This is a genomic window from Hymenobacter sp. PAMC 26628 (genome assembly GCF_001562275.1).
Taxonomy (GTDB): Bacteria; Bacteroidota; Bacteroidia; order Cytophagales; family Hymenobacteraceae; genus Hymenobacter.
Map to the genome: position 1 here is coordinate 836,248 of NZ_CP014304.1, position 24,655 is coordinate 860,902.

General features: G+C 63.9%; 26 protein-coding genes. 11 read left to right on the forward strand and 15 right to left on the reverse strand.

Annotation, left to right across the window (positions count from 1 at the left end):
* The first annotated feature begins 28 nt into the window (after nt 1–28).
* Both AXW84_RS03980 and AXW84_RS03985 read left to right on the forward strand, forming a co-directional pair.
* Nucleotides 29–709, forward strand: coding sequence for a DUF4166 domain-containing protein (locus AXW84_RS03980; RefSeq protein WP_068229002.1), 681 nt, complete (start codon nt 29–31; stop codon nt 707–709).
* A gap of 64 nt (nt 710–773) precedes the next feature.
* Nucleotides 774–1,523: a fatty acid desaturase gene (locus AXW84_RS03985; RefSeq protein WP_068229004.1), complete on the forward strand. Its 750-nt coding sequence runs from the start codon at nt 774–776 to the stop codon at nt 1,521–1,523.
* Between the two features lie 256 nt (nt 1,524–1,779).
* Here AXW84_RS03985 and AXW84_RS25430 read toward each other — a convergent pair whose 3' ends face one another.
* From AXW84_RS25430 to AXW84_RS04010, 6 genes are all read right to left on the reverse strand, one after another.
* Nucleotides 1,780–2,115 (reverse strand): NmrA family NAD(P)-binding protein, encoded by a 336-nt coding sequence (locus AXW84_RS25430; protein ID WP_204248418.1) that lies wholly within the window; start codon nt 2,113–2,115, stop codon nt 1,780–1,782.
* 214 nt (nt 2,116–2,329) lie between these two features.
* Complete coding sequence (locus AXW84_RS25440; RefSeq protein WP_204248419.1) at nt 2,330–2,611, reverse strand: NAD(P)H-binding protein; 282 nt, start codon at nt 2,609–2,611, stop codon at nt 2,330–2,332.
* A 66-nt stretch (nt 2,612–2,677) separates the two neighbouring features.
* Nucleotides 2,678–3,247 (reverse strand): hypothetical protein, encoded by a 570-nt coding sequence (locus AXW84_RS03995; RefSeq protein WP_157886799.1) that lies wholly within the window; start codon nt 3,245–3,247, stop codon nt 2,678–2,680.
* A 92-nt stretch (nt 3,248–3,339) separates the two neighbouring features.
* Entirely contained in the window at nt 3,340–4,500 is a 1,161-nt protein-coding gene (locus AXW84_RS04000) for a DegT/DnrJ/EryC1/StrS family aminotransferase (RefSeq protein WP_068229011.1), read from the reverse strand.
* A 109-nt stretch (nt 4,501–4,609) separates the two neighbouring features.
* Entirely contained in the window at nt 4,610–5,302 is a 693-nt protein-coding gene (locus tag AXW84_RS04005; RefSeq protein ID WP_068229014.1) for a NeuD/PglB/VioB family sugar acetyltransferase, read from the reverse strand.
* Between the two features lie 63 nt (nt 5,303–5,365).
* Complete coding sequence (locus AXW84_RS04010; protein ID WP_068229017.1) at nt 5,366–6,016, reverse strand: sugar transferase; 651 nt, start codon at nt 6,014–6,016, stop codon at nt 5,366–5,368.
* A gap of 257 nt (nt 6,017–6,273) precedes the next feature.
* On the opposite strand from AXW84_RS04010, the gene ispE reads away from it, so the two are divergent.
* A complete protein-coding gene (gene ispE / locus AXW84_RS04015; RefSeq protein WP_068229022.1) occupies nt 6,274–7,098 on the forward strand; it encodes a 4-(cytidine 5'-diphospho)-2-C-methyl-D-erythritol kinase in 825 nt (274 codons plus the stop codon).
* 181 nt (nt 7,099–7,279) lie between these two features.
* Here ispE and AXW84_RS04020 read toward each other — a convergent pair whose 3' ends face one another.
* The 4 genes from AXW84_RS04020 to tgt form a co-directional block, all read right to left on the reverse strand.
* Nucleotides 7,280–8,611 (reverse strand): DASH family cryptochrome, encoded by a 1,332-nt coding sequence (locus AXW84_RS04020; RefSeq protein WP_068229025.1) that lies wholly within the window; start codon nt 8,609–8,611, stop codon nt 7,280–7,282.
* Nucleotides 8,612–8,839: 228 nt separating this feature from the next.
* A complete protein-coding gene (locus AXW84_RS04025; RefSeq protein ID WP_082773685.1) occupies nt 8,840–9,775 on the reverse strand; it encodes a DMT family transporter in 936 nt (311 codons plus the stop codon).
* A gap of 225 nt (nt 9,776–10,000) precedes the next feature.
* Nucleotides 10,001–11,080, reverse strand: coding sequence for an LptF/LptG family permease (locus AXW84_RS04030; RefSeq protein ID WP_068229031.1), 1,080 nt, complete (start codon nt 11,078–11,080; stop codon nt 10,001–10,003).
* Nucleotides 11,081–11,191: 111 nt separating this feature from the next.
* Nucleotides 11,192–12,322: a tRNA guanosine(34) transglycosylase Tgt gene (tgt, locus tag AXW84_RS04035; RefSeq protein WP_068229034.1), complete on the reverse strand. Its 1,131-nt coding sequence runs from the start codon at nt 12,320–12,322 to the stop codon at nt 11,192–11,194.
* An 82-nt stretch (nt 12,323–12,404) separates the two neighbouring features.
* Between tgt and AXW84_RS04040 the strand changes: the two genes are divergently transcribed.
* A complete protein-coding gene (locus AXW84_RS04040; protein ID WP_068229037.1) occupies nt 12,405–13,541 on the forward strand; it encodes a glycosyltransferase in 1,137 nt (378 codons plus the stop codon).
* The gene (locus AXW84_RS04045) at nt 13,532–14,158 is read left to right on the forward strand and encodes an RNA polymerase sigma factor (RefSeq protein ID WP_068229040.1); all 627 of its coding nucleotides are present in this window, start codon (nt 13,532–13,534) and stop codon (nt 14,156–14,158) included. Before AXW84_RS04040 ends, AXW84_RS04045 begins: the two co-directional genes overlap by 10 nt.
* A 58-nt stretch (nt 14,159–14,216) precedes the next feature.
* Here the strand turns inward: AXW84_RS04045 and AXW84_RS04050 are convergent, their stop codons facing one another.
* Together AXW84_RS04050 and AXW84_RS04055 are read right to left on the reverse strand one after the other, a co-directional pair.
* Complete coding sequence (locus AXW84_RS04050) at nt 14,217–14,456, reverse strand: helix-turn-helix domain-containing protein (protein ID WP_068229043.1); 240 nt, start codon at nt 14,454–14,456, stop codon at nt 14,217–14,219.
* Nucleotides 14,456–15,091, reverse strand: a complete 636-nt coding sequence (locus tag AXW84_RS04055) for a DUF2975 domain-containing protein (protein WP_068229047.1) — start codon at nt 15,089–15,091, stop codon at nt 14,456–14,458. Before AXW84_RS04055 ends, AXW84_RS04050 begins: the two co-directional genes overlap by 1 nt.
* A 300-nt stretch (nt 15,092–15,391) precedes the next feature.
* Here AXW84_RS04055 and rsmG point away from each other — a divergent pair, with 300 nt between their 5' ends.
* Nucleotides 15,392–16,021, forward strand: coding sequence for a 16S rRNA (guanine(527)-N(7))-methyltransferase RsmG (gene rsmG, locus AXW84_RS04060; protein WP_068229050.1), 630 nt, complete (start codon nt 15,392–15,394; stop codon nt 16,019–16,021).
* Between the two features lie 10 nt (nt 16,022–16,031).
* Here rsmG and AXW84_RS04065 read toward each other — a convergent pair whose 3' ends face one another.
* On the reverse strand, nt 16,032–17,018 hold the full coding sequence (locus tag AXW84_RS04065; protein ID WP_068229054.1) for a YheT family hydrolase: 987 nt from the start codon (nt 17,016–17,018) through the stop codon (nt 16,032–16,034).
* 218 nt (nt 17,019–17,236) lie between these two features.
* Between AXW84_RS04065 and rpsT the strand changes: the two genes are divergently transcribed.
* Nucleotides 17,237–17,494, forward strand: coding sequence for a 30S ribosomal protein S20 (rpsT, locus tag AXW84_RS04070; RefSeq protein ID WP_068229057.1), 258 nt, complete (start codon nt 17,237–17,239; stop codon nt 17,492–17,494).
* 513 nt (nt 17,495–18,007) lie between these two features.
* On the opposite strand, the gene pyk is transcribed toward rpsT, so the two are convergent.
* On the reverse strand, nt 18,008–19,447 hold the full coding sequence (pyk, locus tag AXW84_RS04075; protein WP_068229059.1) for a pyruvate kinase: 1,440 nt from the start codon (nt 19,445–19,447) through the stop codon (nt 18,008–18,010).
* A gap of 68 nt (nt 19,448–19,515) precedes the next feature.
* Nucleotides 19,516–19,947, reverse strand: a complete 432-nt coding sequence (locus tag AXW84_RS04080; RefSeq protein ID WP_071892557.1) for an IPExxxVDY family protein — start codon at nt 19,945–19,947, stop codon at nt 19,516–19,518.
* 170 nt (nt 19,948–20,117) lie between these two features.
* Between AXW84_RS04080 and AXW84_RS04085 the strand changes: the two genes are divergently transcribed.
* The 4 genes from AXW84_RS04085 to nadE all read left to right on the forward strand — a co-directional run bounded on the left by AXW84_RS04085 (nt 20,118) and on the right by nadE (nt 24,620).
* A complete protein-coding gene (locus tag AXW84_RS04085; protein WP_068229068.1) occupies nt 20,118–20,354 on the forward strand; it encodes an acyl carrier protein in 237 nt (78 codons plus the stop codon).
* 95 nt (nt 20,355–20,449) lie between these two features.
* Nucleotides 20,450–21,706: a beta-ketoacyl-ACP synthase II gene (fabF, locus tag AXW84_RS04090; RefSeq protein WP_068229071.1), complete on the forward strand. Its 1,257-nt coding sequence runs from the start codon at nt 20,450–20,452 to the stop codon at nt 21,704–21,706.
* Nucleotides 21,707–21,824: 118 nt separating this feature from the next.
* A complete protein-coding gene (gene rnc, locus AXW84_RS04095; RefSeq protein ID WP_236943239.1) occupies nt 21,825–22,550 on the forward strand; it encodes a ribonuclease III in 726 nt (241 codons plus the stop codon).
* A gap of 141 nt (nt 22,551–22,691) precedes the next feature.
* Nucleotides 22,692–24,620: an NAD(+) synthase gene (gene nadE / locus AXW84_RS04100; protein ID WP_068229077.1), complete on the forward strand. Its 1,929-nt coding sequence runs from the start codon at nt 22,692–22,694 to the stop codon at nt 24,618–24,620.
* The last annotated feature ends 35 nt before the right edge of the window (nt 24,621–24,655 follow it).

The following is a 24,655-nucleotide window of genomic DNA, read 5'->3' on the forward strand; positions in this document are numbered from 1 at the left end:
AACAAGTCTCCCTTCTTCAACCCCGTCCATGGCCTCCATTTATCAGCAGCAGCTTGGCGCCGATTTTTATAAGCTGCACCCGCGCATTCAGGAGCGGCTGGCGTTTAGCAGCGAGGACAATCGCGCCTTTGTGGGCGAGGGCACGATGGAGCGCGTGTGGCACGGGCCGTTCTACACCCAGCCTTTTTTGCGCATTGGACTACGGCGCAACATTATGTTTCCCGACGCGGGCCAGAACGTGCCGTTCCGCATCGAAAACTACGCCTACCGCGACCCGCTGGGCCGCGAAACCGTGACTTGGGTGCGGCGCTTCGCCTTCCCGGGCCACACCCGCTGCTTCGACGCCACCATGATTCGGAGCGAAACCCGCGGCCGCATCGTCGATTACCTGGGCACGCACCAGCACTTGGCCGTCGACATCGACCTGGCCGTGACCGCGCGGGGCGGCCTGCGGCTGCGCTCGGGCGAGCAGCGCTTCCACGAGGGGCCCGTGACGTTCCGGTTCCCGATGCTGTTTTCGGGCCTGGCCGACGTGGAGGAGTGGTACGACGACGAGGCAGACTGCTACCGCATCCAGGTGGAGGTACGCAACCCGGTGTTTGGCAAGCTCTTCGGCTACTATGGCTCGTTCCGGCCCACCTGGCGCACAGTGGCCGCGGCCGACATTCCGGCCTACGCGCTGCCCGTACGCCACGAAATCCGCGACTGAGCCGCGCGGGGCCCCAGCGCGCTGCGGGGCCCCAAAAGGCATTTTTCAACCAGCTTTATCCGGTATGAACCTGCAACTCACGCCCGCCCAGCGGCGCATCGAATTGGCCCGGCCCTGGGTGCTGCTGGGCATTTACGTTTTGCTGGCGATGGCGGGCTGGTGGTGGCTGGCCGTGCCGCTGGTGGTGGTGGTGTGCCTGGCGGCCTTCGTGCAGATGCACGACGCCATGCACAACGCGCTGGGCCTCAGCAAAGCCGCCAACAAGCGGGTGCTCAGCCTCAGCGGCTTGCTCATCCTCAAAAGTGGCCACGGTTTGCAGGTGACGCACTTGCGCCACCACGGCCGCTGCCTCACCGAGGCCGACCCCGAGGGGGCCCCCGCCACCTGGAGCTTCGGACGCGTGCTCTGGCAAGGCCCCTGGCACACGCTGATGCTGCGCCGCGAAGCCCTGCGCATCGCGCCCAATACCAAACAAATCCAGCTGCTGGAAACGGCCAGCACGCTGGCGCTGCTGGCGGGGTTTGTGGCGCTGTACTGGCTCACCGGCTCGCCGGTGGGGCTGGTGTACTGGGCCGTAGCATTTTTCATGAGCGCTACGATGCCCATCTGGGCCTCGTACGTGCCGCACCACGTGTCGTCGCGCAACCCGGTGGCCCGCACCGCCGCCGCCCTCGCCCAAGCCTGGACGCCCATTACGGCCTCGTTCGCCTTCCATCACCTGCACCACCACTACCCGCGCGTGCCCACCGCCCTGCTCTACCGCGCCGCCGCCGAGCTGCCCCCGCCGCCCGAGGAGGAGCATCATCACCATTGAGCTGGCTGGGGCCCTAGGTAAGGATGTAGTCGTAAGGCTATAAAAACAACGGTCATGCAGAGCGCAGCGAAGCATCTCTACCGCAGCAGTAAATGATTACTTGCGTGGTAAAGATGCTTCGCTGCGCTCTGCATGACCGTTGTTTTTCTCCAGACAAATATCTGGAAACCCATCAACCGATTACGAGCGCCCGGAGGCGCTAATAATCAAACGAAGCGCGGTGCTTTTGCACGAAATCGGCCCATAAAGTGGGCTGCTAACCGGTGATGGCGGGAAAGTTGTCGAACGTGTCGTCGGCGCCCGGGATGGTGTGGGCAGCGTAGCGCTTGTAGTGGTCGTACACGCAGTCCATGTAGGCCATTTCGGCGCCAGCGGCGCGCATGTTTTTGCGGAAAATCTCGGGGGCCTCGGCTTCGTAGCGAAAGGGCTTGCCCAGTACTTCGGCCATGGTGGCGGCAATTTCGTCGTACGATTTGGCCTCGTAGCCCAACCGGTAGGTTTGGCCGGCGTGGCGCTCGGGGTGCAGCAGGGCCTGCACTGCTACCTGGGCCACGTCCTCGGCATCCACCCAACTCAGGCGCGCGTCGCCCACGTACTGCTGTATTGAGGCCCTGGCGCGCCACCTGGGTGCCGCCGTAGCTCAGCAGGTTTTGCATGAAGGTTTCGGGGCGCAGGTGCGTGAAGGAGAAGCCGCGCCACTCGATGTAGCGCTCCACGAGCTGGTGCCAGGCCCAGTGGGCCACCGTGGCATCGTCGCGCCCGCAGGCCCCCAGGTGCACCAGGTGCTGCACCCCGGCTTTTTGGGCCTAGTCGAGAAACGCCTTGCTCTGGCGCAGCATGTCCACGGTGTAGCCAGTCACCAGCAGGGCCCGGTCGATGCCGTGCAGGGCGGGCCCCAGGGTTTCTTCCTTGTCAAAGTCGAGAATAACGGTGCGAATGCCCGGGTCGTGAAACGGCTGGGCTTTTGCCGCCGAGCGCACCGCGGCTACGGGCGTAATGGAGTCGCCGGCGAGCAGGCGGCGCAGGGTGTCACCGCCAATCTGACCGGTGGCGCCGGTGATGAGGACGGTGGGTTTGGAAAGGGGCATGAAAAACGCAAACGGTGAAGGGCCCCAACCCAGCGGCACGGCCCAATGTTCAGGTTCGGGGCCCTTTTACAGCTTGTCCGATACCTGGTCGGAGAGCTGGCGGGCGGTGCGCAGGGTCTGGAATTCGGCCTGCTGCGAGCGGATGGTCACCTTGTCGTCGAGCACGAAGTTGGCCCGCACCTGCTCGTAACGGCCGTTGAGGCTGCCGAGCACGGCGGCGGCGTTTGCCCAGTTGGCTGGGGTCCAGGTGCGGCGTTCGGCGCGCACTTTCTCGATGAAGCGGCTGTAAGCGTCGAGCAGGGCGGGGGCAGTGAGGGCCCCTACGGTGGTTTTCTCACGGAAGAAATCCGACACCTGCGAATCGGTGGCCCGGCCATCGGCGGCTATGGCAGTGCTGCCGCCGCTGGGCAACGCGGTGCCGGCGGGCAGGGTGGTGGTACGGGTGGTGCGGCGGATGACCTTGCCCGTGGCCGGGTCCAGGTCCTCAATTACTTCGGTTACCTGCTCGGAGGCGGGCTTAGTCGCAGTGGTGGGCTTGGCCACGGTGGTGGTTTTGGTGGCGGGGTTGGTTTGGGCGCGGGCGGCCACGGGCAGCGCCAGCAGCAGCACGGCGGCAAGAAGTCGGGAATGATTCATGGGTAAAAAAGATTGGCTGGGCCTTTAACGGCAAAGCGGGGCCCCGCGGGGGCCCTACGGCAATAAAGGGGCCAGGCTGCGCGGCGCCTCCTTCAGTGCAACGCTTCTTTTAGGGCCCCTGTTATGCGCTGCAGGTCGGCATCGGTGAGGGCGGTGCCGCTGGGCAGGCACAAGCCCCGGGCAAACAGGCCGGCACACACCGCGCCGCCGTACATCGGCGCCTCGGCAAAGAGCGGCTGCAGGTGCATGGGCTTCCAGAGGGGGCGGCTTTCGATGTTGCGGGCTTCGAGGGCCAGGCGCAGGGTTTCGGGGGTGGCGGCGGGGGCCCCGGCGGTCGGGTCAGGCGGGGCGAGCAGCACGGTGGTGAGCCATCGATTGGACTGGGCCCCGGGGGGCTCGGCGGCGGGGGCCACGGCCAAGCCGGGCAGGCCGGCAAGGTGCTCCTGGTACCACCGGAAAATCTCGCGGCGGCGCTTCACGCGGTCGGCCAGCAGGCCCATCTGGCCGCGGCCGATGCCGGCCAGGACGTTGCTCAGCCGGTAATTGTAGCCCACCTCCGAGTGCTGGTAGTGGGGGGCGGCGTCCTTGGCCTGGGTGGCCAGGTAGCGGGCGCGCTCGGCCAAGGCTGGGTCGTGCGTCACGAGGGCCCCGCCGCCGCTGGTGGTCAGTATCTTATTGCCATTAAACGAGAACACGCCCACTCGCCCGAAACCGCCCAGCGGCTGCTGCCGCCAGGTGCTCCCCAGGGCTTCGGCCGCGTCTTCGAGGATGGGGATATCGAACTCCTGGGCCAGGGCCACAATCTCCGCCACTTGGGCCGGCATGCCGTAGAGGTGCACCAGCAGCAGGGCCCGGGGCTTGCGGCCGCGCCGCAGCCGGTCCTCGATGGCTTCGCGCAGGCGCACGGGACAGATATTCCAGGTATCGCCTTCGCTGTCAACGAATACCGGCGTGGCCCCGCAGTACCGGATGGCGTTGGCAGTGGCCACGAACGTAAACGAGGGGCACAGCACTTCGTCGCCGGCGCCCACGCCCAGCAGCAGCAGGCCCAGGTGTAGCGCCGCCGTGCCCGAGTTCAAGGCCACGCAAAACGGCACGCCCACCGCCGCGCAGATGTCGGCCTCGAAGCCCACCAAGTTGGGCCCCACGGGCGCCACCCAATTGTCCTCGATGGCCTTGTGCACGTAGTTCAGCTCGTGGCGGCCGAGGTGGGGTGGGGAAAGGAAAATTCGGTCGTGGTCTTGGCTGCGCACTAAGGGGAATTAAAAATTATGTATTAAAAATTAAAAATTTTGAGGGAGGAATTGTTCGGCTCTGCTTGAGCAGCCCTTCTTAATTCATCATTTTTAATTTTTAATTAACCTATTTAATCACCCGGGCCGGCACGCCCACGGCCGTGGTGCGGGGCGGCAGGGCGCGCACCACCACGGCGCCGGCCCCCACGGTGGTGTACTCGCCCACGGCCACGCCCTGGATGACGGTGGCCCCGGTGCCAAGGTACACGCCGGGGGCCAGCCGGGCGGCGCCGCCCACGTTGGCGCGCGGCATCAGCGAGCAGAACTCGCCCAGCACGGCGTCGTGGCCCACGGTGCAGCCCAGGTTGAGCAGCACAAAGCGGTCGAGGGCGATGTCGCAGGTCAAAATGCAGCCCTGCTGGATGATGCAGCCCTCGCGCAAGCTGATGCGCTGGGCGGGCCCCAGCACCACGCCCGGGTGCACCAGCGCCGGAAACGCCAGCTGCGCCGAGGTGAGGCGGCCCACCACGGTGGCCCGGCCGGCGCTGCTGCCCACGGCCACGGCCACGGCCAGCGGCTCAGCGGTGGCGTTGAGGTCGGCGCCGGTGCCCAGGTAGGGCAGGCCGGCCACGGTGGGCGTGGCAGGCGCTACGTCGTCGTAAAAGCCGCGCACCTCCCAGGCGGGGGCCCCGTCGGGGCCCGGGGGCAGCTGCTGCACCAGGCCCAGCACCTCGCGCCCCAGCCCGCCGGCCCCAAAAATGACGAGCGGCCGGCCGGTGCCGGGCCCGGCGTAGTAATCCGAAAAGAACAATTGGGTCATGCGGCGGGCAGGTGGGGCAGGGGGCAAGTGAGCCGCAAAGGTCGGCCCGGGGCCCCACACCGCCTACGCCGGGCCCCGAAAAGCCTCGGTTGTGGCCTGGCCCGGGGCCGCCACGCCCGCGCCGCCCAGCACGCGGCCCGCGGTGCGCCACAGTATTTTCAGATCCAGCGCCAACGACAGGTGGTCGATGTACCAGGTATCAAAAGCGAATTTTTCCTCCCACGCAATGGCGTTGCGCCCGTTCACCTGGGCCCAGCCCGTGAGGCCAGGGCGCACCAGGTGCCGCCGCGCCTGCGCCGGCGAATACAGCGGCAGGTACTGCGGCAGCAGCGGCCGGGGCCCCACCAAGCTTAGGTCGCCGCGCAGGATGTTCCAGAGTTGGGGCAGCTCGTCGAGCGAAGTGGCCCGCAGCCAGCGGCCTAGCCGCGGCAGGCGCTGGGCGTCGGGCAGCAGTTGGCCAGTGGCTGGGTCGCGGGCCATGGTCATGGTTTGCAGTTTGTAGAGCGTAAACAGCCGGCCGCCCAGCCCCGGCCGCGGCTGCCGAAACAGGCAGGGGCCCCGGTTTTGGGCGGCGGCCAGCAGGGCCCCCAGCGCCAGCAGTGGCAGGGCCGGGGGCAGCAGCGCCAGGGCCCCGGCCACGTCGAGCCAGCGCTTGCCACGGCGCACGTAGAAACTTTGGGCGGGGAATGCTGAATTTTGGGCGGCCGCGGGCATGAACAAAAATAGGCCCCCGGCCCGGGCGGCCAGCTTTTCGCCGGCTGCCCGGTAATCCCCAGGGCTCCCAGGCAGATTTATTAAAACGTTCCAGGGGCTCCGGTACAGATTTATTAGACCGTCATGCAGAGCGCAGCGAAGCATCTCTACTGCGTAACTAACTCTGATTGCTGCCGCGGTAAAGATGCTTCGCTGCGCTCTGCATGACGGTCTACTGTAGCTATTTAATTATTCTCCACCCAGCACTCTTTCCCGCCTTGCTCAACTTCCCCAACGCCAAGCTCAACCTGGGCCTGTACGTCACGGCCCGCCGCCCCGACGGCTTCCACACCCTCGAAACCGTGTTTGTGCCCCTGCCCTGGACCGACGCACTGGAGCTGCTGCCCGCCGCCCCGGGCCACTCCACCAGCCTGGGCCTCAGCGGCCGCCCCATTCCCGGGGCCCCCGATACGAACCTGTGCGTGCGAGCCTACGCGCTGCTGCAAGCCGATTTTCCGCAGCTGCCGCCCGTGCAGCTGCACCTGCACAAAGTGGTGCCCATCGGGGCGGGCCTGGGCGGCGGCTCGGCCGATGCGGCCTTTGCCCTGAAGGCAGCCAACGAGCTGTTTGGGTTGAATTTATCAACGGAAGCGCTGGAAAATTACGCCCGCCGCCTGGGGGCCGACTGCGCCTTTTTTATCCAGAACAAGCCCGTGCTGGCCCGCGAAAAAGGCGACGTGTTCGAAGAAATTAGCCTCGACCTGTCCGGCACGGCCTGCGCCGTGGTGTACCCCGGCCTGCACATCAGCACGGCCGAAGCCTACGCCCGCATCGTGCCGCACGCGCCCGCCCACCCGCTACGCGAAGCCCTGGGGGCCCCGATTAGCACCTGGCGCCGCACCGTAGCCAACGACTTCGAAACCGCCCTGACGCCCACCTACCCGGTGCTGGCCGCCATCAAGCAGCAGCTCTACGCCGCCGGTGCGGCCTACGCCAGCTTGTCGGGCTCAGGCTCGGCCGTGTACGGCCTGTGGCCCGGCCAAGCCGAGGCCCCGGCGCTGGAGTGGCCCACCGAGTACCTGGTGTGGCGCGGGCAGCTGTAGGGCCCCAGGGCGGTTGATAAGTTGGTTTGTGAGGTATCGTATGAGAAGCTACTTAAACTGGTAAAACGGTCATGCTGAGCGCAGTCGAAGCATCTCTCCCGCGGCAGTAATGATGATTAGTCCGCGGGAGAGATGCTTCGACTGCGCTCAGCATGACCGTGCTATTAACCCAGAAAAGCGTTTAAAATCCAACGGCTTGCGCAAGCCAGGTGCGCACGTAGCGGCCCTGCGGGTCGTAGCGCTTGGCTTGCTGGGCCACGTCGAAGGCGGTGTCGCGCACGTCGGTGCCGGTGCCGGCGATGTACTTCCAGTTGCCCCAGTTCAGGGCCGCGTCGTGGTCCACGAGCTGGTGCTCGAACCAGGCGGCGCCCCAGCGCCAGTCCTGGTGCAGGTCGTGGATGAGGTAGCTGGCCACGTTCTGGCGGCCGCGGTTGCTCATGAAGCCGGTGGCGGCCAACTCGCGCATGTTGGCATCCACGAAGCCGTTGCCGGTGCGGCCGCCGGCCCAGGCGTCGAACACGGCCCGGTCGGGACGGATAGGTTTGGGAATTTGGTCGCGCAGGCCGCGCCAGCCAAAAAACGCCGGCCCCACGCGCCGCGCCAGCAGCCGGAAGTAGTCGCGCCACAGCAACTCCAGCCGCAATTGCTGGGCCCCCTTACTGCGGGCTCCGTGGGCGGCGTCGTAGCCATCAATGGCCGCCCACACCTGGCGGGCCGATAAGCTGCCATTGGCCAGCCAGGCCGAAAACTTGGTACTAAAAGCCTCGCCCAGCAGCTGGTTGCGGGTGTCGTCGTAGCGCCCGATGAGGCGGCGCGCCACGGCAAAGTCGTGCAGGCGGGCCAGGGCGGCAGTTTCGCCCCCGCCCAGCGCTGGCCGGGCCGAGTGGCGGTGGCGGTCCACTAAGGCCAGCGCCGGCTGGCCCAGCGCCGCGGCCAGGGCCCCCGCCGTGGGCAGCGCGGCCGGCGCGAAGCCAGCGGGCAGTGGCGGCAGCTGGTGCGGCGGGGGCAGCGGCGGCCGCACCGGCACCTTCGCCGCCACGTCAAACCGGAACTTGCTGAACGAAAACGGCAGGTCGCGCACGGCAATGGGCAGGTCGGCGGGTGGCAGCAGCGACAGGTTCTCGAAGCGGCGCAGCGGCACCTGGGGCCCCAGGGCGGCGGCCAGGGCGGTTTCGGCGGCTGCCTCCTCGGTAATGGGCTCGGCGCTGGCCCACACGGCCTGCGCGCCCAGCTGCCGGGCCAGCGCGGGCAGCACGTCGGCAGGCTGGCCGGTGGCGAAATGGATGCCGGAGCCCAGCGCGGCGTAGCGCGCCTGCAAGTCGGCCAGCGTTTCGAGGAGGAAGGGGAGGCGGTGGGGCCCCACTTTGGGCAGGCCCAGGTAGGCGTCGGGGCCCAGGGCGGCGGGGTCGAAGCAGTACACCGGCAGCAGGGCCGTGGCGCCGGGCGGCAGGGCGGCCAGCACTTCGTTGTCGTGCAGGCGCAGGTCGTTGCGCAGCCAGTAAATGATGGTCATGGGAAGAGGCGTAGTAGGCCTTTCAACAAAGCAACCCGAAAAACCTCCTTATGAGCTGACTGAGCTACTAAAAACGGTCATGCTGAGCGCAGCCGAAGCATCTCTACCGCTCCACTAATCAGATTTACTCAGCGGGAGAGATGCTTCGGCTGCGCTCAGCATGACCGCCTAGGGCGTTCTTATTGACTCAACTAGCTTCTTGGAGCCCCCAGCGTGCAGCGCCCCACGCTACACCACTGCGCCCAGGGCCTGGGTGCGGCGGGCCCGGCGGCGGTTCCACTGGTCGAGCACGGGGTGGATGAGCACGCTGGCCAGGATGATGACCGTGCCCAGGTAGAAGCCGCCCGACATGCGCTCCTGCCCGAAGCCCGGCACCCGCCACCAGTACAGCAGCTGGGCCAGCAAAATGCCGTAGACAGGCTCCAGGTTAATGGTCAGGTTGACGACGAAGGCCGACAGGCGCTTCATCAATTCCACCGACGACGAGAAGGCGTACACCGTGCACACGCCCGCCAGCACGGCCATCCACAGCCAGCCGTAGCCGTGCAGGGCCAACTGCACGCCCGCGCCCTGGGTGAAGTAGCGCCCGTAGAAAGGCAGGAACAGGGCGATGCTCAGGCAGGCCCCCGCCATCTCATAAAAGGTAAGCTTGACCGGCGCGTGGCGCTTCACCAGCTGCGAATTCAGCACGCTAAACAAGGCCGAGAGCCCCGCCGAGCCCACCGCCACCAGCAGGCCCGTGAGCTGGCTCAGCTCGGCTTGCGAAATGAGGTAGAGGCCCAGCATGGCCCCCAGGCCCAGGGCTACTTCGTAGGCCCGCACGCGGTGCCACAGCAACAGCGGCTCCAGCAGCGAGGTCCATAGGGCCAGCGTAGCCAGGCCCGCCAGGCACACGCTGACGGACGAGAGGCGCGCGGCCAGGAAAAACGTAATCCAGTGCGCGGCCACCAGCGTGCCCACGCCCAGCAGCTTCAGGGCCTCGCGCCACGGCAGGCGCCCGCCCAGGCCCCGCGCCGCCAGCAGCAGCCCCAGCCCGCTGCTGGCCAGCAGCGTGCGCCAAAATACCAGCTCCACGGCCGGCGTGGGGGCCAGCAGCTTGCCCAAAATGGCCGTGAAGCCCCACAGCAGCACAATGAAATGAAGGCGGAGGTAGTCTTTGAGCAAGGGAGGAATGGTTGAATGAGAGAATGGAGGAACGAAGAAATATGGGGGATGAGGGGAGCAAAAGAGGCCGCCTATTTAAAAGCAAAAGGCCGTCATGCCGAGCGCAGCGCAGCATCTTTACCGCGCCAGGAATTAATTAGTCAGCTATAAAGATGCTGCGCTGCGCTCGGCATGACGGCCTTTTTTCATTCCCTCATTCCTCCATTCCCTCAGTCGCCCATTCACCTATTTCGGCACGAAGCGGTACAGCGCCAAGCCGATGACCAGGAAAATGCTGTTGGGCACCCAGGCGGCCACCAGCGGGGCGAGGGTGCCCACCTGGGCTAGGTTGCGGCTCAGCATCACGAAAATGATGAACACGAAGGCCAGCACGAAGCCCAGCGCAATTTGCCCGCCCACCCCGGCCCGCGACTTCCGGGCGCTTAGCGACACGCCGATGAGGGTAAGGATAAGCGTGGCGAAGGGGTAGGAGTAGCGCTCGTACTTGGCGCTCATGTAGGTGGCCGTGTCGTCGGCCCCGCGGTCCACCATCTCCTGGATGAAGGCGTTGAGCTGCGGCAGGGTCAGCGTTTCCTCCTCGTGGTAGTGGCTGGCGAAGTCCTTGGGCGTAAGGCGCAGCGTGGTGTCGCGGGCGGCCACGGTCAGCAGCGTCTCGTCCTGGGGGCCCCGGAAGGTGCGGATGAGCTGCGGCGACATGTGCCAAGCCTGCTTGGTCGAGTCCCAGCTGATGGCGTCGGACGTCATGCGCCGGTGCAGAATAGTGCTGTCAATTGTCTCTAAGGCAAAGCGGTAGCCCACGTTGCGGTTGCTGTCGTAGCTCTGCATGTAGACGTAACTGCGGGGCCCAATGCGGATGTGCACGTCGTGGCCCTTGAAGGTATAGGGCAGCTTCACGTAGGCCCGCTCGAAGCGTACGCGCTGCTTATTAGCCAGCGGCAGCACCCAGCCCGTGAGCGCGAAAATGAACAGCCCCACTAGCGCGGCCGCCGCCAGGTACGGCGCCAGCAACCGCTTGAAGCTCACGCCGCTGGCCATAATGGCCACAATCTCGGTGCGCGTCGCCAGCTGAGCCGTTACGAACACCACAGCGATGAAAATAGTGATTGGGGCCAGCAGGTTGGAGAAGTACGGAAACAGGAACACGTAGTACTCGAACACAATCTGCTTCATCGTCAGCTTGTGCTGGATGAAGTCGTCGTTCTTCTCGGTGAAGTCAATCACGCAAATCACCGACACGATGATGAGCACCGTGAAGACGAACGCCGTGAGGAATTTCTTGATAATGTATTTATCGAGGATGTTCACCTGAAAAGGAATTAAAAATTAAAAATTATGAATTAAAAATTTAAACCTGGGCCCGGCAGTTCAGTGGCTATTCTTGTCGGACATTTTTAATTTTTAATTCATAATTTTTAATTACAATCTGGTCATCACCTGCTGCACCATCCGGTCTTTCCAGGGCCCAAACGTGCCGGCCTGGATTTGCGTGCGAGCTTCGCGCACCAGCCACAAATAGAAGGCCAGGTTGTGGGCCGAGGCAATTTGGGGCCCCAGCAGCTCTTTGCACTGGAACAGGTGCCGCAAATAAGCCCGCGAGTAGAACGTGCTGGCCACGCCCGGCAGGCCGGGGTCGATGGGCGTGAAGTCCGTCGCCCACTTCTTATTAGTGATGTTGACGATGCCCTGCGTGGTGAACAGCATGCCGTTGCGGGCGTTGCGGGTCGGCATCACGCAATCGAACATGTCCACGCCCAAGGCAATGTTTTCCAGAATGTTGGCTGGCGTGCCCACGCCCATCAGGTAGCGCGGCTTGTCGGCGGGCAGGATGTCGCAGACCAGTTCGGTCATCTCGTACATCATTTCGGCGGGTTCGCCCACGCTCAGGCCCCCGATGGCGTTGCCGGCCCGCCCCTGGGCCGCCACAAACTCGGCCGACTGCACCCGCAGGTCCTTAAAGGTGCTGCCCTGCACGATGGGGAAGAGGTTTTGCTCGAAGCCGTACAGGCCCTCGGTGGCGTCGAAGCGCTGGATGCAGCGTTGCAGCCAGCGATGCGTCAGGTCGAGCGAGCGGCGGGCGTAGTCGTAGTCGCAGGGCCAGGGCGTGCACTCGTCGAAGGCCATGATGATGTCGGCCCCAATCACGCGCTGGATGTCCATCACGCCCTCCGGCGTAAACAGGTGCTTCGAGCCGTCGACGTGCGAGCGAAACGTCACGCCGTCTTCCTTGATCTTGCGGGTGTTGCTGAGCGAAAACACCTGGTAGCCCCCCGAGTCCGTCAGAATAGGCCCGTCCCAGCCATTGAACTGGTGCAGGCCTCCGGCGGCTTGCAGCACCTCCAGGCCCGGACGCAGGTACAGGTGGTAGGTATTGCCGAGGATGATTTGGGCCTGCACATCGGTGCGCAGCACCTGCTGGCTCACGGCTTTCACGGTGCCGGCCGTGCCCACAGGCATAAAAATGGGCGTTTCGATGGCCCCGTGGGCCGTGTGCAGCAGCCCGGCGCGGGCCTTGGTAGCGGGGTCGCGGGCGAGAAGGTCAAAGGTCATAAGCACCCGCAAAGGTAACCCCGCCGGCCCGGGGCCCCTACCTTTGCCGGCTCATCCGCGCCGTTTGCCGTTGCCTCCGTATTTGCCCAAGTCCCCCATTTTCTGGTTGCTGGTGGCCTGCGTGCTGGCGCAGTTCTACTACTGGTTCTACTACTTTGGGCCCTTCGCCCGCCGCCCCGCCGAGGCCCCGGCCGACGCCCCGGGGCCCGACGACGAGCCGGTATCGGTCGTCGTCTGCGCCCGCAACGAGCTCGAAAACCTGCGCCGCCTGCTGCCTTTATTGCTGAAGCAGGACTACCCGGCGGGCTTCGAGGTCGTCCTCATCGACGACCGCAGCTACGACGAAACCCAGGACTACGCCCAGCAGTTGGGGCAGTACTACGCCGGCCGCTTCCGCCTCGTCACGGTGAAGAGCACGCCCGACGGCTTCGCCCCCAAAAAGTACGCCCTCACCCTGGGCATCAAGGCCGCCGCCCACGCCCGGCTCCTATTTACCGACGCCGACTGCATCCCGGCCACCAACCAGTGGCTGCGCCTGATGCAGCGCGGCTTTGGGGGCCCCGGGGCCCCGGCCGGCCTGGTGCTCGGCTTCTCGGGCTACGCCGAGGGCCCCGGGCTGCTCAACCGCCTCATCCGCTACGAAACGTTGCTCACGGCCGCTCAGTACCTCAGCTTTGCCTGGCGCGGGCGGGCCTACATGGGCGTGGGCCGCAACCTGGGCTACACCTGGGCCACGTTTGTGGCCACCAAGGGCTTCGCCAGCCACATCCGCCGCCTTAGCGGCGACGACGACCTGCTGGTGCAAGACGCAGTGGCCCAAGGCCTGCGCGCGGCCGTGGTGGCCGACCCGCCTGCCCACACGCTCAGCGAGCCGGCCGCCACTTGGGGGGCTTGGTGGACGCAGAAGCGCCGCCACCTTTCGGCCGGTAGCCGCTACCGTCTGGCCGACCGCGCCCGCATCGGCACCTTCGTAATGGCCAATGTATTGGCCTACGCCCTTACCGTCGGGCTAGTATTTTCGCCCGAACATTGGGTACCTTTGGCGGTTGTTTGGGCCCTGCGAACCTTTGCGCAGGCCTACGTGTATGGCGTCCTTGGCCGGCGATTGGAACAGAAATTGCCGACTGCGTGGCTACCGCTGCTCGACGGCCTTTACTTCGCCCAATACGTTACCATCAGCCTTTCCTTGCTATTCAAGCGTTCCCTTCGATGGAAGTAACTAATAATCAAGATATCCAGAAGCAATTCTCCGCCAAGGCCAAGCACGACTTCAAGCTAATTCGCGCCGCCGTGGACCACGGCGACGAGAAGGCCTACGCCGAGTTGATGCAGATTTACAAGAAGCCCGTGTACCACGTGGTGCTAAAAATGGTGCGCAACCAGGACGACGCCGAGGACCTCACCATCGAGGCCTTCGCCAAGGCCTTCAAAAACCTGCACAAGTTCAACCCCGAGTACGCCTTCAGCACCTGGCTCTTCCGCATCGCCACCAACAACTGCATCGATTTTATCCGCAAGAATAAAATCAAAACGATGTCGATTGACTCGGCCATTAAGGTGGACAACGGCGACGAAATCACCATCGATTTCCGCGACAACGACCTGAACCCGGCCGAGCACGCCGTGCGCAACCAGAAAATCGAAATCATGCGCCACGTCGTCTCGCGCCTGCCCGACAAGTACCAGCGCCTCGTGAGCCTGCGTTACTTCGACGAGCTGAGCTACGAGGAAATCGCCACCGAGCTCAAAGCTCCCCTCGGCACCGTAAAAGCCCAGCTGCACCGCGCCCGCGAGCTGCTCTACGACATGATGAAACACACCAAGCAAATCATCTAGCCATAAAAAGAAGCCTCGCCAGTCGGGGCTTTTTTTATGGCCGCTGGGGCCCCAGTGCTCATTCGCCGTCGGCCCCCGGGCGCAGGTCGGCCGGGTTGGGGCTGTGCTCCAGCAAGTCACCCGGCTGGCAGTCCAGGGCCTGGCAAATGGCGGCCAGCGTACTGAAGCGCACCGCTTTGGCCTTGCCGCTTTTCAGGATAGATAGGTTGGCCAGGGTGATGCCCACGGCCTCGGCCAGGGCGCTGAGTGTCATTTTGCGCCGGGCCAGCATCACGTCAAGGTTCACAATAATCGGCATCAGATAACGAGTTCGGCTTCCTGGCTCAACTCCACGCCGCGCCGGTACACGACGGCGATTACCGCCAGCATGACGCCCGACCAAGTGCCCGGCAGGCTGTCGTCGGTGTTCAGGCGCACGTAGTGGTTGAGGGTTTCGGCCACGCCGGGGGTGTGGAACGCGGGTACCAGCGCCCGCAGCGCCAGATAAGCCAAATGCTGGGCCTGGCCCAGCAGCAACACCAGCAAGGCCAGCCGGGCCAGCCGCCGGGCATTGGCGCGGGTAAAAGGCGTTTCGGGCGTTACATCGAGCAGTAAATGCCACAGCAGCCAACTGCCCACGCCGATGAATACAAGCCAGGACAACGAAAAAAGACCATCGGCGGCCCCCAGGTGCAGCAGCGCTACTCTTTTCCAGGGGTTGGGTTCGCGGTAGCGAAGTAAAGGCGTGTGTGGATCCGCTGCCAATTCAAAACCCACGGCGGCGCTCAACGCCGGAAGGGGCCCCCGCTCCGGCCGCATTGGCCGGCCAGCAGCCCCATCTTCGAAGCCAGCGTTCATGTCGTGTGCCGCCGAAAATAGGTTGGGCGAAGTGGTGTTGAGCGCCAACCGCACTTCGGGATTACCCGTGGCCGCTTCGTAGGTCTTGCCTATCATCTGGCAGGAGAATACAAACGTACCGAACATAAATAGTCCGACGAGCACCCGACTGAAGACGACGGTATTTTTTAACCCCATTAAGCGTTTTAATCTTATGGCTGCCATGTGATAAAAGAATTGATTGAACACTGGCAAAGGAACACATATTTATTGATATTCAATAAATATGTGTTGATAAAAAATAAATTTATATCGTAAAGCAATTAAGTATAAGATACTTATTTTGTCGAATAGCCCCGCCAAGCGCAAGCCCCCCGCCGGGGCCCCAAAGTCGCCGAACCGTGCAACTTTGCACGCATGAACCTCTTCCAGCAGCACTTCCCCACGTTCACGCCCCAGCAGCTCCAGCTATTTAAGCAGTTCGAAACTGAGTTCCGCATCATCAACGAGCAGGTGAACTTGGTGTCGCGCGCCGACATGGACAACTTCGCGGAGCGGCACATTTTGCACTCGCTGGGCATCGCCAAGGTGGTCCAATTCCCGAAGGGCAGCGCCGTGCTCGACGTGGGCACCGGCGGGGGCCTGCCCGGCCTGCCGCTGGCCGTTGCGTTTCCGGAGGTGCATTTCCACTTGGTGGACAGCATCGGCAAGAAGATTCGGGCCGTGCAGTTCATGGCTGGGGCCCTGGGCCTCGACAACGTGACGGCCGAGCAAACCCGCGCCGAGCAGTTGCGCCCCAAATACGACTTCGTGGTGAGCCGCGCCGTGGCCCGCCTCGCCACCTTTCACCCGTGGGTGGCCCACCTATTTAAGCCCAAGGGCCTGCGGGAAAGCGGGATGTACCTGCTGAAGGGCGGCGACCTGACCGAGGAAATTGCCGAGTCGGGCCTGGTGGCCACCGTCACTGATTTGGCGCAATTCTTCCCCGAGGAATTTTACGAAACCAAAAAAGTCGTGTTCGTGCCCGCCAACTCGCGCGCCCGCTAAACCCAGAAAATTAGGCAGGCAGGGGCCCCAGCAGGAATTCCACCGCCCGCCGCTCCGAGTAGTATTCGCCATCCGGGGCCCCCTCGCCGAAGCCTACGTGCCCGCCCGCAGGCGGCGTTTCGAGGTACACAAAGGCGGAGGCCGCCGCCGCTGCGCGCGGAAAGCACGAGGGCGGCAGAAAAGGGTCGTTCTCGGCGTTTACCAGCAGTGTGGGCACTTTGATGTTGGCCAGGTACTGCCCCGAGCTGGCGTGGGCGTAGTAGGCATCGGCGGAGGCAAAGCCGTGCATGGGGGCCGTGTAGCGGTCGTCAAACTGCGGGAAATCGCGCACTTCGTCGAGCCCCGTCAAGTCTACCTCACCGGGCAGCAGCACAGCTTTCGCGCGGATTTTCTGGCGCAGCGTTTTGAGGAAGCGCCGCATGTACACCGTGTTTTGCGGCCGGGCAATGTACATGGAGCTGGCCCGCAAATCGGTGGGCACCGAAAACACGGCGGCGCGCTGTACCGCGGCCGGAACCCGGTCGGGTGCCTCGCCCAGGTACTTGAGCGTCACATTACCGCCCGCCGAAAACCCCGTCAGGTACACGCGCTGGTAGCGGCCGGTAGCCAGGGCGTGCCGCAGCACCAGGTCCAAATCCTCGGTATCACCGAGGTGGTAGGAGCGGAGCAGGCGGTTCATCTCGCCGCCGCAGCTGCGGTAGTTCCAGGCCAGCGCGTCGAGGCCGGCGCGGTTCAGGGCCCGCACCATGCCGCGCACGTAAGCCCGGTCGCTGCTGCCTTCCAAGCCGTGCGACACCACCACGAGGCCGTCGGTGGGGCCCCCGGCCGGCGGTCGGCTCCAGTCCAGGTCGAGAAAGTCGCCGTCAGCCAGTTCCAGCCGCTCGCGTTGGTAGGCCACGTCGGGCACCGAGCGCCACAGGCTGGGCACAATGGTCTGCACGTGGCCGTTGAACAGGTAGCGGGGCGGCTGGTAGGCCGAATGCGAAACGAAGGGCATGTTAGTAGGTGGGGGCCCGGCCGCAAGCGAGTAGGACTTTCCCAAAGATGGGAAGTAATTGGCGCGCTTACTAGGTTTTCATCAAACGCCCATTGATGCTGGGGACCCATAAAAATTCTTAAGGATTAGGGTTGCTGGTTCGGGAAAATCTCGTACCTTTGCTCTCCCAAACGCAAAAATCCTCGGCTTAACAGCCGATTTTTATAGTTTTTCTTGTCATGGCAAACCACAAGTCGGCTCTCAAGCGCATCCGCAGCAACGAAGCCAAGCGCGTATTGAACCGCTACCAGCACAAATCGACCCGCACGGCCATTAAAAAGCTGCGCGCCACCACCGACAAAACGGCCGCACAGGACCTGTTGAAGAAAGTGTCGTCGATGCTGGACCGTTTGGCCAAGAAGAGCATCATCCACAAAAATAAAGCTGCTAACAATAAGAGCAAGCTTACGAAGTTCGTTAATGCGCTTAGCGCGTAACGAATAGGAGGGCCGGGCTGCGCCGCCCCAAGGTCCGGTCCTCCGCTTTACACCAAGAGGCCCCGTTTCCAACTGGAGACGGGGCCTCTTGCGCGTCTACTCGGATTGATATTTTCGCAGGATTAAACTGCTTGAAGTGTGGTATCCAAATAGGAAACTTGTCATTTCGACCAAGGAGGAATCTGGGGACTCCCCTTGATAGGTTTTATCCAACTTATTTCTTGGCCGGAATGACAAACTCTCACCTATTCGAATGGCATCTTGGCACAACTTCTGGCTGAATATAAAAGCGGCTAGGCTGTAACGCGAACTTTGTGGTTCGCATCGCTGAACAGAACAGTAATCAGCAGGACGAAGCGAGAGCCATGAACTACAAAGTTCGCGCTACGGCACACGGGCCCAAAAGCTAATAAGGCTCACGATAGGGCCCCAGCAAGAACGCCCCGACTGCTGCTAGCAACCGGGGCGTTTTGGTGACAACAGCGAGCCGCAGGCGGCTTCTGAAACATTCGTTTAGGCCACGGTGACCTTTACCATGTTGGCCTTGCCCTTCTCCTGCATGGGCATCGAGCCGGTGGTGATGAACACGTCGCCGGCGTCGAGGTTGCCGGTGGTGGTGAGCACCGAGCGGATGTCAGCCACGGTGCTGTCGGTGCTGATGTAGCGGTCGTAGTAGAAGCCGCGCACGCCCCACACCAAGCTCAGGGCAGTGAGTAGGGAGCGGTTGCCGGTGAAGATGAAAATGTTGGCCTTGGGGCGGTACTTGGCAATCTGGAAGGCCGTATAGCCGTTGTAAGTCAGGCCGGTAATGACCTTGGCGCCCGTGTTTTTAGCCAAATGGCAAGCCGCCGAAAGGATGCTGTTGGCGATGAAGGAAGTGCTGGCCGGGTCGATGGTGCGCCAGCGGTAAAACAGGTTGGGGCTCTGGGTTTCCACGCTCATGATGGTGCCCACCATCGAGCGGATTACCTCGGCAGGGTAGGCCCCCACGGCGGTTTCGGCCGAGAGCATCACCGCGTCGGCTCCGTCGAGCACGGCATTGGCCACGTCGCTGGTTTCGGCGCGGGTGGGGCGAGGGGCCGTAATCATCGACTCCATCATTTGGGTGGCCACGATGACGGGCTTGCCGGCCGCGTTGCACTTGGCGATGATCATCTTCTGGGCCATCGGTACTTCCTCCATCTTCACCTCCACGCCAAGGTCGCCGCGGGCCACCATTACGGCGTCGGTGATGGCAATGATTTCGTCGAGGTTTTCCAAGCCCTCGGGCGTCTCAATTTTGGCCACCACGCGGATGTCCTTGCCCGCTTCGGCAATGAGCTGCTTGATGAAGCGGATGTCCTCGGCGCGGCGCGCAAAGCTGAGCGCAATCCAGTCCACGTCGTTGGCGAGGCCAAACTTGAGGTCCTCGATGTCCTTCTCCGTCATACTCGGGGCCGACACCTTCGAGTCGGGCAGGTTGATGCCCTTGCGGGGCTTCACCAGGCCGCCGTAGATAACCTCCACGTCCACCTCTGCCTCGCGGTCGGTGGCCAGCACCTTCAACTCAATTTTGCCATCGTCGATGAGGATCATGTCGCCGGGCTTCACGTCGCGGGCCAAGCCCAGGTAAATGGTGCTCAGGCGGGTGGCCGTGCTGATTTCCTTCTCGCCGCACACGAGCTTGATTTTGTCGCCGCGCTTAATTTCTACGCCGCCGCCTTCCACGTCGCCGAGGCGAATCTTGGGGCCCTGCAAGTCCTGGAGCAGGCCCACGTTGGTGCGCAGGTCCTTGTTGAGGCGGCGCACCAGGTTGATGACCTCCAGGTGCTCCTCGTGCTTGCCATGCGAGAAGTTGAGCCGGAACACGTCCACGCCCTCGCGGATGAGCATGCCGAGGCGCTCGTAGGTGTTGGAGGCGGGCCCTACGGTGGCCACAATTTTGGTTTTATTAAAGCTGGGTCGGTTTTCCATTGAAGGGGAGAGGGGTTCGGGCTGCAAGTTTAAGAAAAAGGAACCGGCCAGCGCCGATCCCCGGGGCCCTACAAAATCAAGTTCTCTTTATACTTAAGCGTATTGGGGTCGAATTGGGCGGCGTACTGCACGGCGGGCAGGGCGGTGAGGCGGGCCACCAGGGCCGCGCCGGCCAGCTCATCGCCGCCGTTCGTAATGGCCAGTAGGTAGTCGTACTCCTTCACGTCGGGGGCCAGGAAGGGCTTCGGGAAGGCCGAAGGTACCAGGGCCCGGTTGCGAAACAAGCGCAGCGTAAGCACCTCCGTGGCATGCAAATAGTGGCTGAATACGAGCTGCTCGCGCCCGGGCAGCGGCAGCAGCAGCTCGGGCTGCCGGCGCAGGCGCAGGCGCAGGGCCTGGTTAAGGGCCCAGGCCAGCGAGTAGTCGCGGGCGCTGGACACGAGCCCGAACAGGTCGAAGTCGCAGGCCAGCTCCACGTCTAAGGTAAAAGTCTTCGTCACGGCAGCGGGCGGCCGCCGCACTGGGCCGCCGGGGCAAAGCTACGGGCGATTGGGGCCCCAAACACGGGCCCGGGCCACAATCTTACACCCGCGTTTTGGGCCCCAATACCGGCTCCGGTTAGAAAATCTCTCGTTACTTTGCGCCGTAATCTTCCCTAAACCCCACGGAAATGTCTGAAATCGCAGAAAAAGTAAAGGCCATCATTATCGATAAACTAGGTGTGGAAGCCTCGGAAGTGACCCCAGAAGCCAGCTTCACCAACGACCTGGGCGCCGATTCGCTCGACACCGTGGAGCTGATTATGGAATTCGAAAAAGAGTTCAACGTAAGCATCCCCGACGACCAGGCCGAGAATATCCAGACCGTGGGCCAAGCCGTTAGCTACCTCGAAGAGCACGCCAAGTAGTCTTTACGCTTTATAGTTGCCATGACCGGCCGGCTCGCCGCCGGCCGGTTTCGTGGTTTTAGTCTGCCCCTTTTTTGCGCCGCTGGCGCTTGCTTATGTCGTCCATCCGACGCGTTGTCGTTACCGGCCTCGGGGCCATCACGCCGATTGGCAGCACCGTCCCAGCGTACTGGGAGGGCCTGAAAAACGGCGTGAGCGGCGCTGCCCCCATCACCCGCTTCCCCGCCGACAAGTTCAAAACCCGCTTTGCCTGCGAGGTGAAGGATTACAACCCCGATACTTACTTCGACCGCAAGGAGGGCCGCAAAATGGACCTCTTCACGCAGTTCGCCGTCATTGCTTCCGACGAGGCCATTGCCGACGCCGGCCTGCTGGCCGCGGGCAGCGGTGTGGATAAGGACCGCGTGGGCGTGATTTGGGGCTCGGGTATTGGCGGGCTGCGCTCGCTGCAAGAAGAGTGTTTCCAGTTTGAGCGCGGCGACGGTACGCCGCGCTACTCGCCGTTCTTCATCCCGCGCATGATTGCCGACTCCTCGTCGGGCAACATCTCCATCAAGAACGGCTTTCGGGGCCCCAACTTCGTCACCACCTCGGCCTGCGCCTCGTCGAACGATGCGCTGATTGCCGCTTTCAACAACATCCGCCTGGGCCTGGCCGACGCCATCGTGACCGGCGGCTCCGAGGCAGCCATCACCGAGTCGGGTGTGGGCGGCTTCAATGCCCTCAAGGCCATGAGTGAGCGCAACGACGACCCCGCTTCCGCCTCGCGACCTTACGACAAGGACCGCGACGGCTTCGTGCTGGGCGAGGGCGCCGGGGCCCTGGTGCTCGAAGAGTACGAGCACGCCAAGGCTCGCGGCGCCAAGATGTACGCCGAGGTCATCGGCGGCGGCATGTCGTCGGACGCGTACCACATTACGGCTCCCGACCCCTCGGGCTCCGGTGTGGTGCTGGTGATGCGCAATGCGCTGCGCGACGCCGGCATTGCCCCCGAAGACGTGGACTACATCAACACCCACGGCACGAGCACGCCGCTTGGCGACGGGGCCGAAATAAAGGCCATCGAAACCGTGTTTGGGGACCACGCCGCGACGCTGAACATTTCCTCGACCAAGAGCATGACCGGACACCTGTTGGGTGGGGCTGGCGGCATCGAGGCGGTGGCGTGCATTTTTGCCATGCAAAATGGCTTGGTGCCGCCCACCATCAACCTGCACACGCCTGACCCGGAAATTAACCAGTCTCTGAACTTCACCCCCAACGTGGCCCAGGCCCGCGAAGTGAACGTGGCCATGAGCAATACCTTCGGCTTCGGGGGCCATAACACGTCGGTAATTTTCCGCAAGCTGTAATCGCTGAATTAGCCGCGATTACTTGTGATTGCGCTGGTTCAGTAGCTGTTGTTTTTGCTCGTTTAACTCTTCGTCATTAATCAGTGAAATCACGGTTAATCACGGCTAATCAGCGATTGTGTTAGGTTTCGTTTCGCGGCTGCTCGGTTCGGATAAGGCCTTCCGCAAGGCCGTGGGCACGGTGACCGGCCAGGCCCCCGGCAACGCCCGGCTGTACCGGCTGGCTTTCACGCACGCGTCGGCGGTGCGGGCGCAGCCCGAGAAGGGCCGCCACCAGACCAACGAGCGGCTGGAGTTTCTGGGCGACGCCATTCTGGGGGCCGTGGTGGCCGAGTACCTGTTCCAGAAGTACCCCTACGAGCAGGAGGGTTTCCTGACGGAGGTGCGCTCGCGCATTGTTAACCGCGAGAGCCTGAATGGAATTGCCTTAAAGCTGGGGCTCGACAAGCTGGTGCAGCTCGACGCGGCCCAGGGCCGCGGGGCCCGCTCGCGCTCCGTGAACGGCAACGCGCTGGAGGCCCTGGTGGGGGCTGTGTACCTCGATTTGGGCTACAAAGCGGCCCGCAAGTTCATCCTTACCCGCCTCGTGAAGGGCTTTGTGGACGTGCACACGCTCACCACCACCACCGCCAATTTCAAGAGCAAGCTGGTGGAATGGGCCCAGCGCCAGGGCAAAAACCTGCGCTACGATCTCAGCGGCGAGGCCCGCTCGGGCGGCACCATGGAGTTTACCGCCACGGTGCTGCTCGACGACGAAGTGGTGGCCACTGGCATGGGCCTTAGTAAGAAGCAGGCGGAGCAACTGGCCGCCGAGCGGGCCCTGGCGGCGCTGGGCGTAGCGTAGGGGCCCCAGCCACGCGCCATTTTTTTGAGGCCCCACCGGGGGCGGTCCGCTTGCCTGGGCCGTGCCGGTGGGGCCTTGTTTGTGATTCTCGGCCCTTTCTTCGCCGTCGGTTGTTATCTGCCCATCACTTCCCAACTTCCCATGCGTATCGCCGGCGCCGCCCTCAACCAAATCCCGTTCGACTGGGACAATAACCTGCGCACCATCCGCACGGCCATCGAGCAGGCCAAGGCGGCGGGCGTGGAACTGCTGTGCCTGCCCGAGCTGTGCCTCACCGGCTACGGCTGCGAAGATTTGTTCCTGAGCGACTGGCTGCCGGCGGAGGCACTGGCGCGCTTGCAGGACATTCGGCCTTGGACCGACGGGATTTGCGTGTGCGTGGGCCTACCCGTGCGCTTGCAGCACCGCACCTACAACACGGCGGCGGTGTTGCGCGACGGGCAAATCCTGGGTTTTGCGGCCAAGCAATTTCTGGCTAACGACGGGGTCCACTACGAGCCGCGGTTTTTTGTGGCCTGGCCCGCGGGGGGGGAGACGACAGTGGAGTTTGGGGGCGAAACCTGGCCGCTGGGCGACCTCACCTTTGAGCACCGGGGGGTGCGATTCGGCTTCGAGATTTGCGAAGATGCGTGGCGGGCCGACGACATGCGCCCGGCCTGCCGGCTGCGTGGCAAAGTCGATATGATTGTGAACCCGTCGGCCAGCCACTTTGCCATGAGCAAGACGGATTCGCGCTACCAGCTGGTGCTCAAAGCCTCGCGCAATTTCCACTGCACCTACCTCTACGCTAACCTGCTGGGCAATGAGGCGGGCCGCATCATCTACGACGGCGAAATTCTGGTGGCCCGCAACGGCCACCTGCTCAAGCGCAACCAGCTGCTGAGCTTCCGGGAAGTGGACCTGGAGTGGGTGGACGTGGACTTCGGCTACGACCTGGCCCCAGCCGCGGAAATTGTGCCGCTGCCCGCGCCCGACGAGTACAAGGAACTCAACCAAGCCATGAGCCTGGCGCTGTTCGACTACCTGCGCAAGGCCCGCAGCCGCGGCTTCGTGCTGAGCTTGAGCGGCGGGGCCGACTCGTGCTTCTGCGCGGTGGGCGTGGCCGAGATGGTGCGCCTGGGCGTAGAAGAGCTGGGGTTGGAGGAGTTCAAGCGGCGCAGCGGCCGCTTCGATGGGGCCCCGGTGGCGGTGCAGCAGGGCGCCGGGGGTGAGGCTACCCAGACGCTGCAAGACACGCCCGCCGCGCCCGGGGCCCCCGCGCCGCCGGCGCTGAGCGACAACCAGCAGCTCGTCAATGCCCTGCTGACGTGCGCTTACCAAGGCACGATCAATTCATCCGACGACACCTTTGAGTCGGCCAAAGAGCTGGCCGACAGCCTGGGGGCCCGGTTTTTTAACTGGACCATCGACGAGGAGGTGGCCGGCTACGTGGGCAAAATCTCGGGGGCCTTGGGGCGCGAGCTGGCCTGGGAAACCGACGATTTGGCCTTGCAAAACATCCAGGCGCGGGTGCGGGCCCCGGGCATCTGGCTGCTGGCCAACGTGCAGAATTGCCTGCTCCTCACCACGTCCAACCGCTCGGAGGCCAGCGTAGGTTACTGCACCATGGACGGCGACACGGCCGGCAGCATCTCGCCCATCGCGGGCGTCGACAAGGCCTTCGTGAAGCAGTGGCTGCGTTGGGCCGAAACCGAGCTGGGCTACGGGGCCCTGCGCCACGTCAACGCCCTCCAGCCCACCGCCGAGCTGCGCCCGCTGGCCGCTAACCAGACCGACGAGCGCGACCTGATGCCGTACCCGCTGCTCAACCGCATCGAGCGGCTGGCTTTCTACGAGCGCCTCGCGCCCGCCGCCGTGCTGGCCCAGCTGGTGGCCGAAACGCCCGCTGCCGACGCCGGGCAGCTGCGTACCTACGTGCGGCGCTTCTACACCCTCTGGAGCCGCAACCAGTGGAAGCGCGAGCGGTACGCCCCCAGCTTCCACCTCGACGACTACAACGTAGACCCGCGCTCGTGGCTGCGCTTCCCCATCCTCAGCGGCGGCTTTGGGGCCGAGCTGGCGGCGCTATAGGAACCCCGGGCTTTGGTTCGCGCTACTCACTGCCT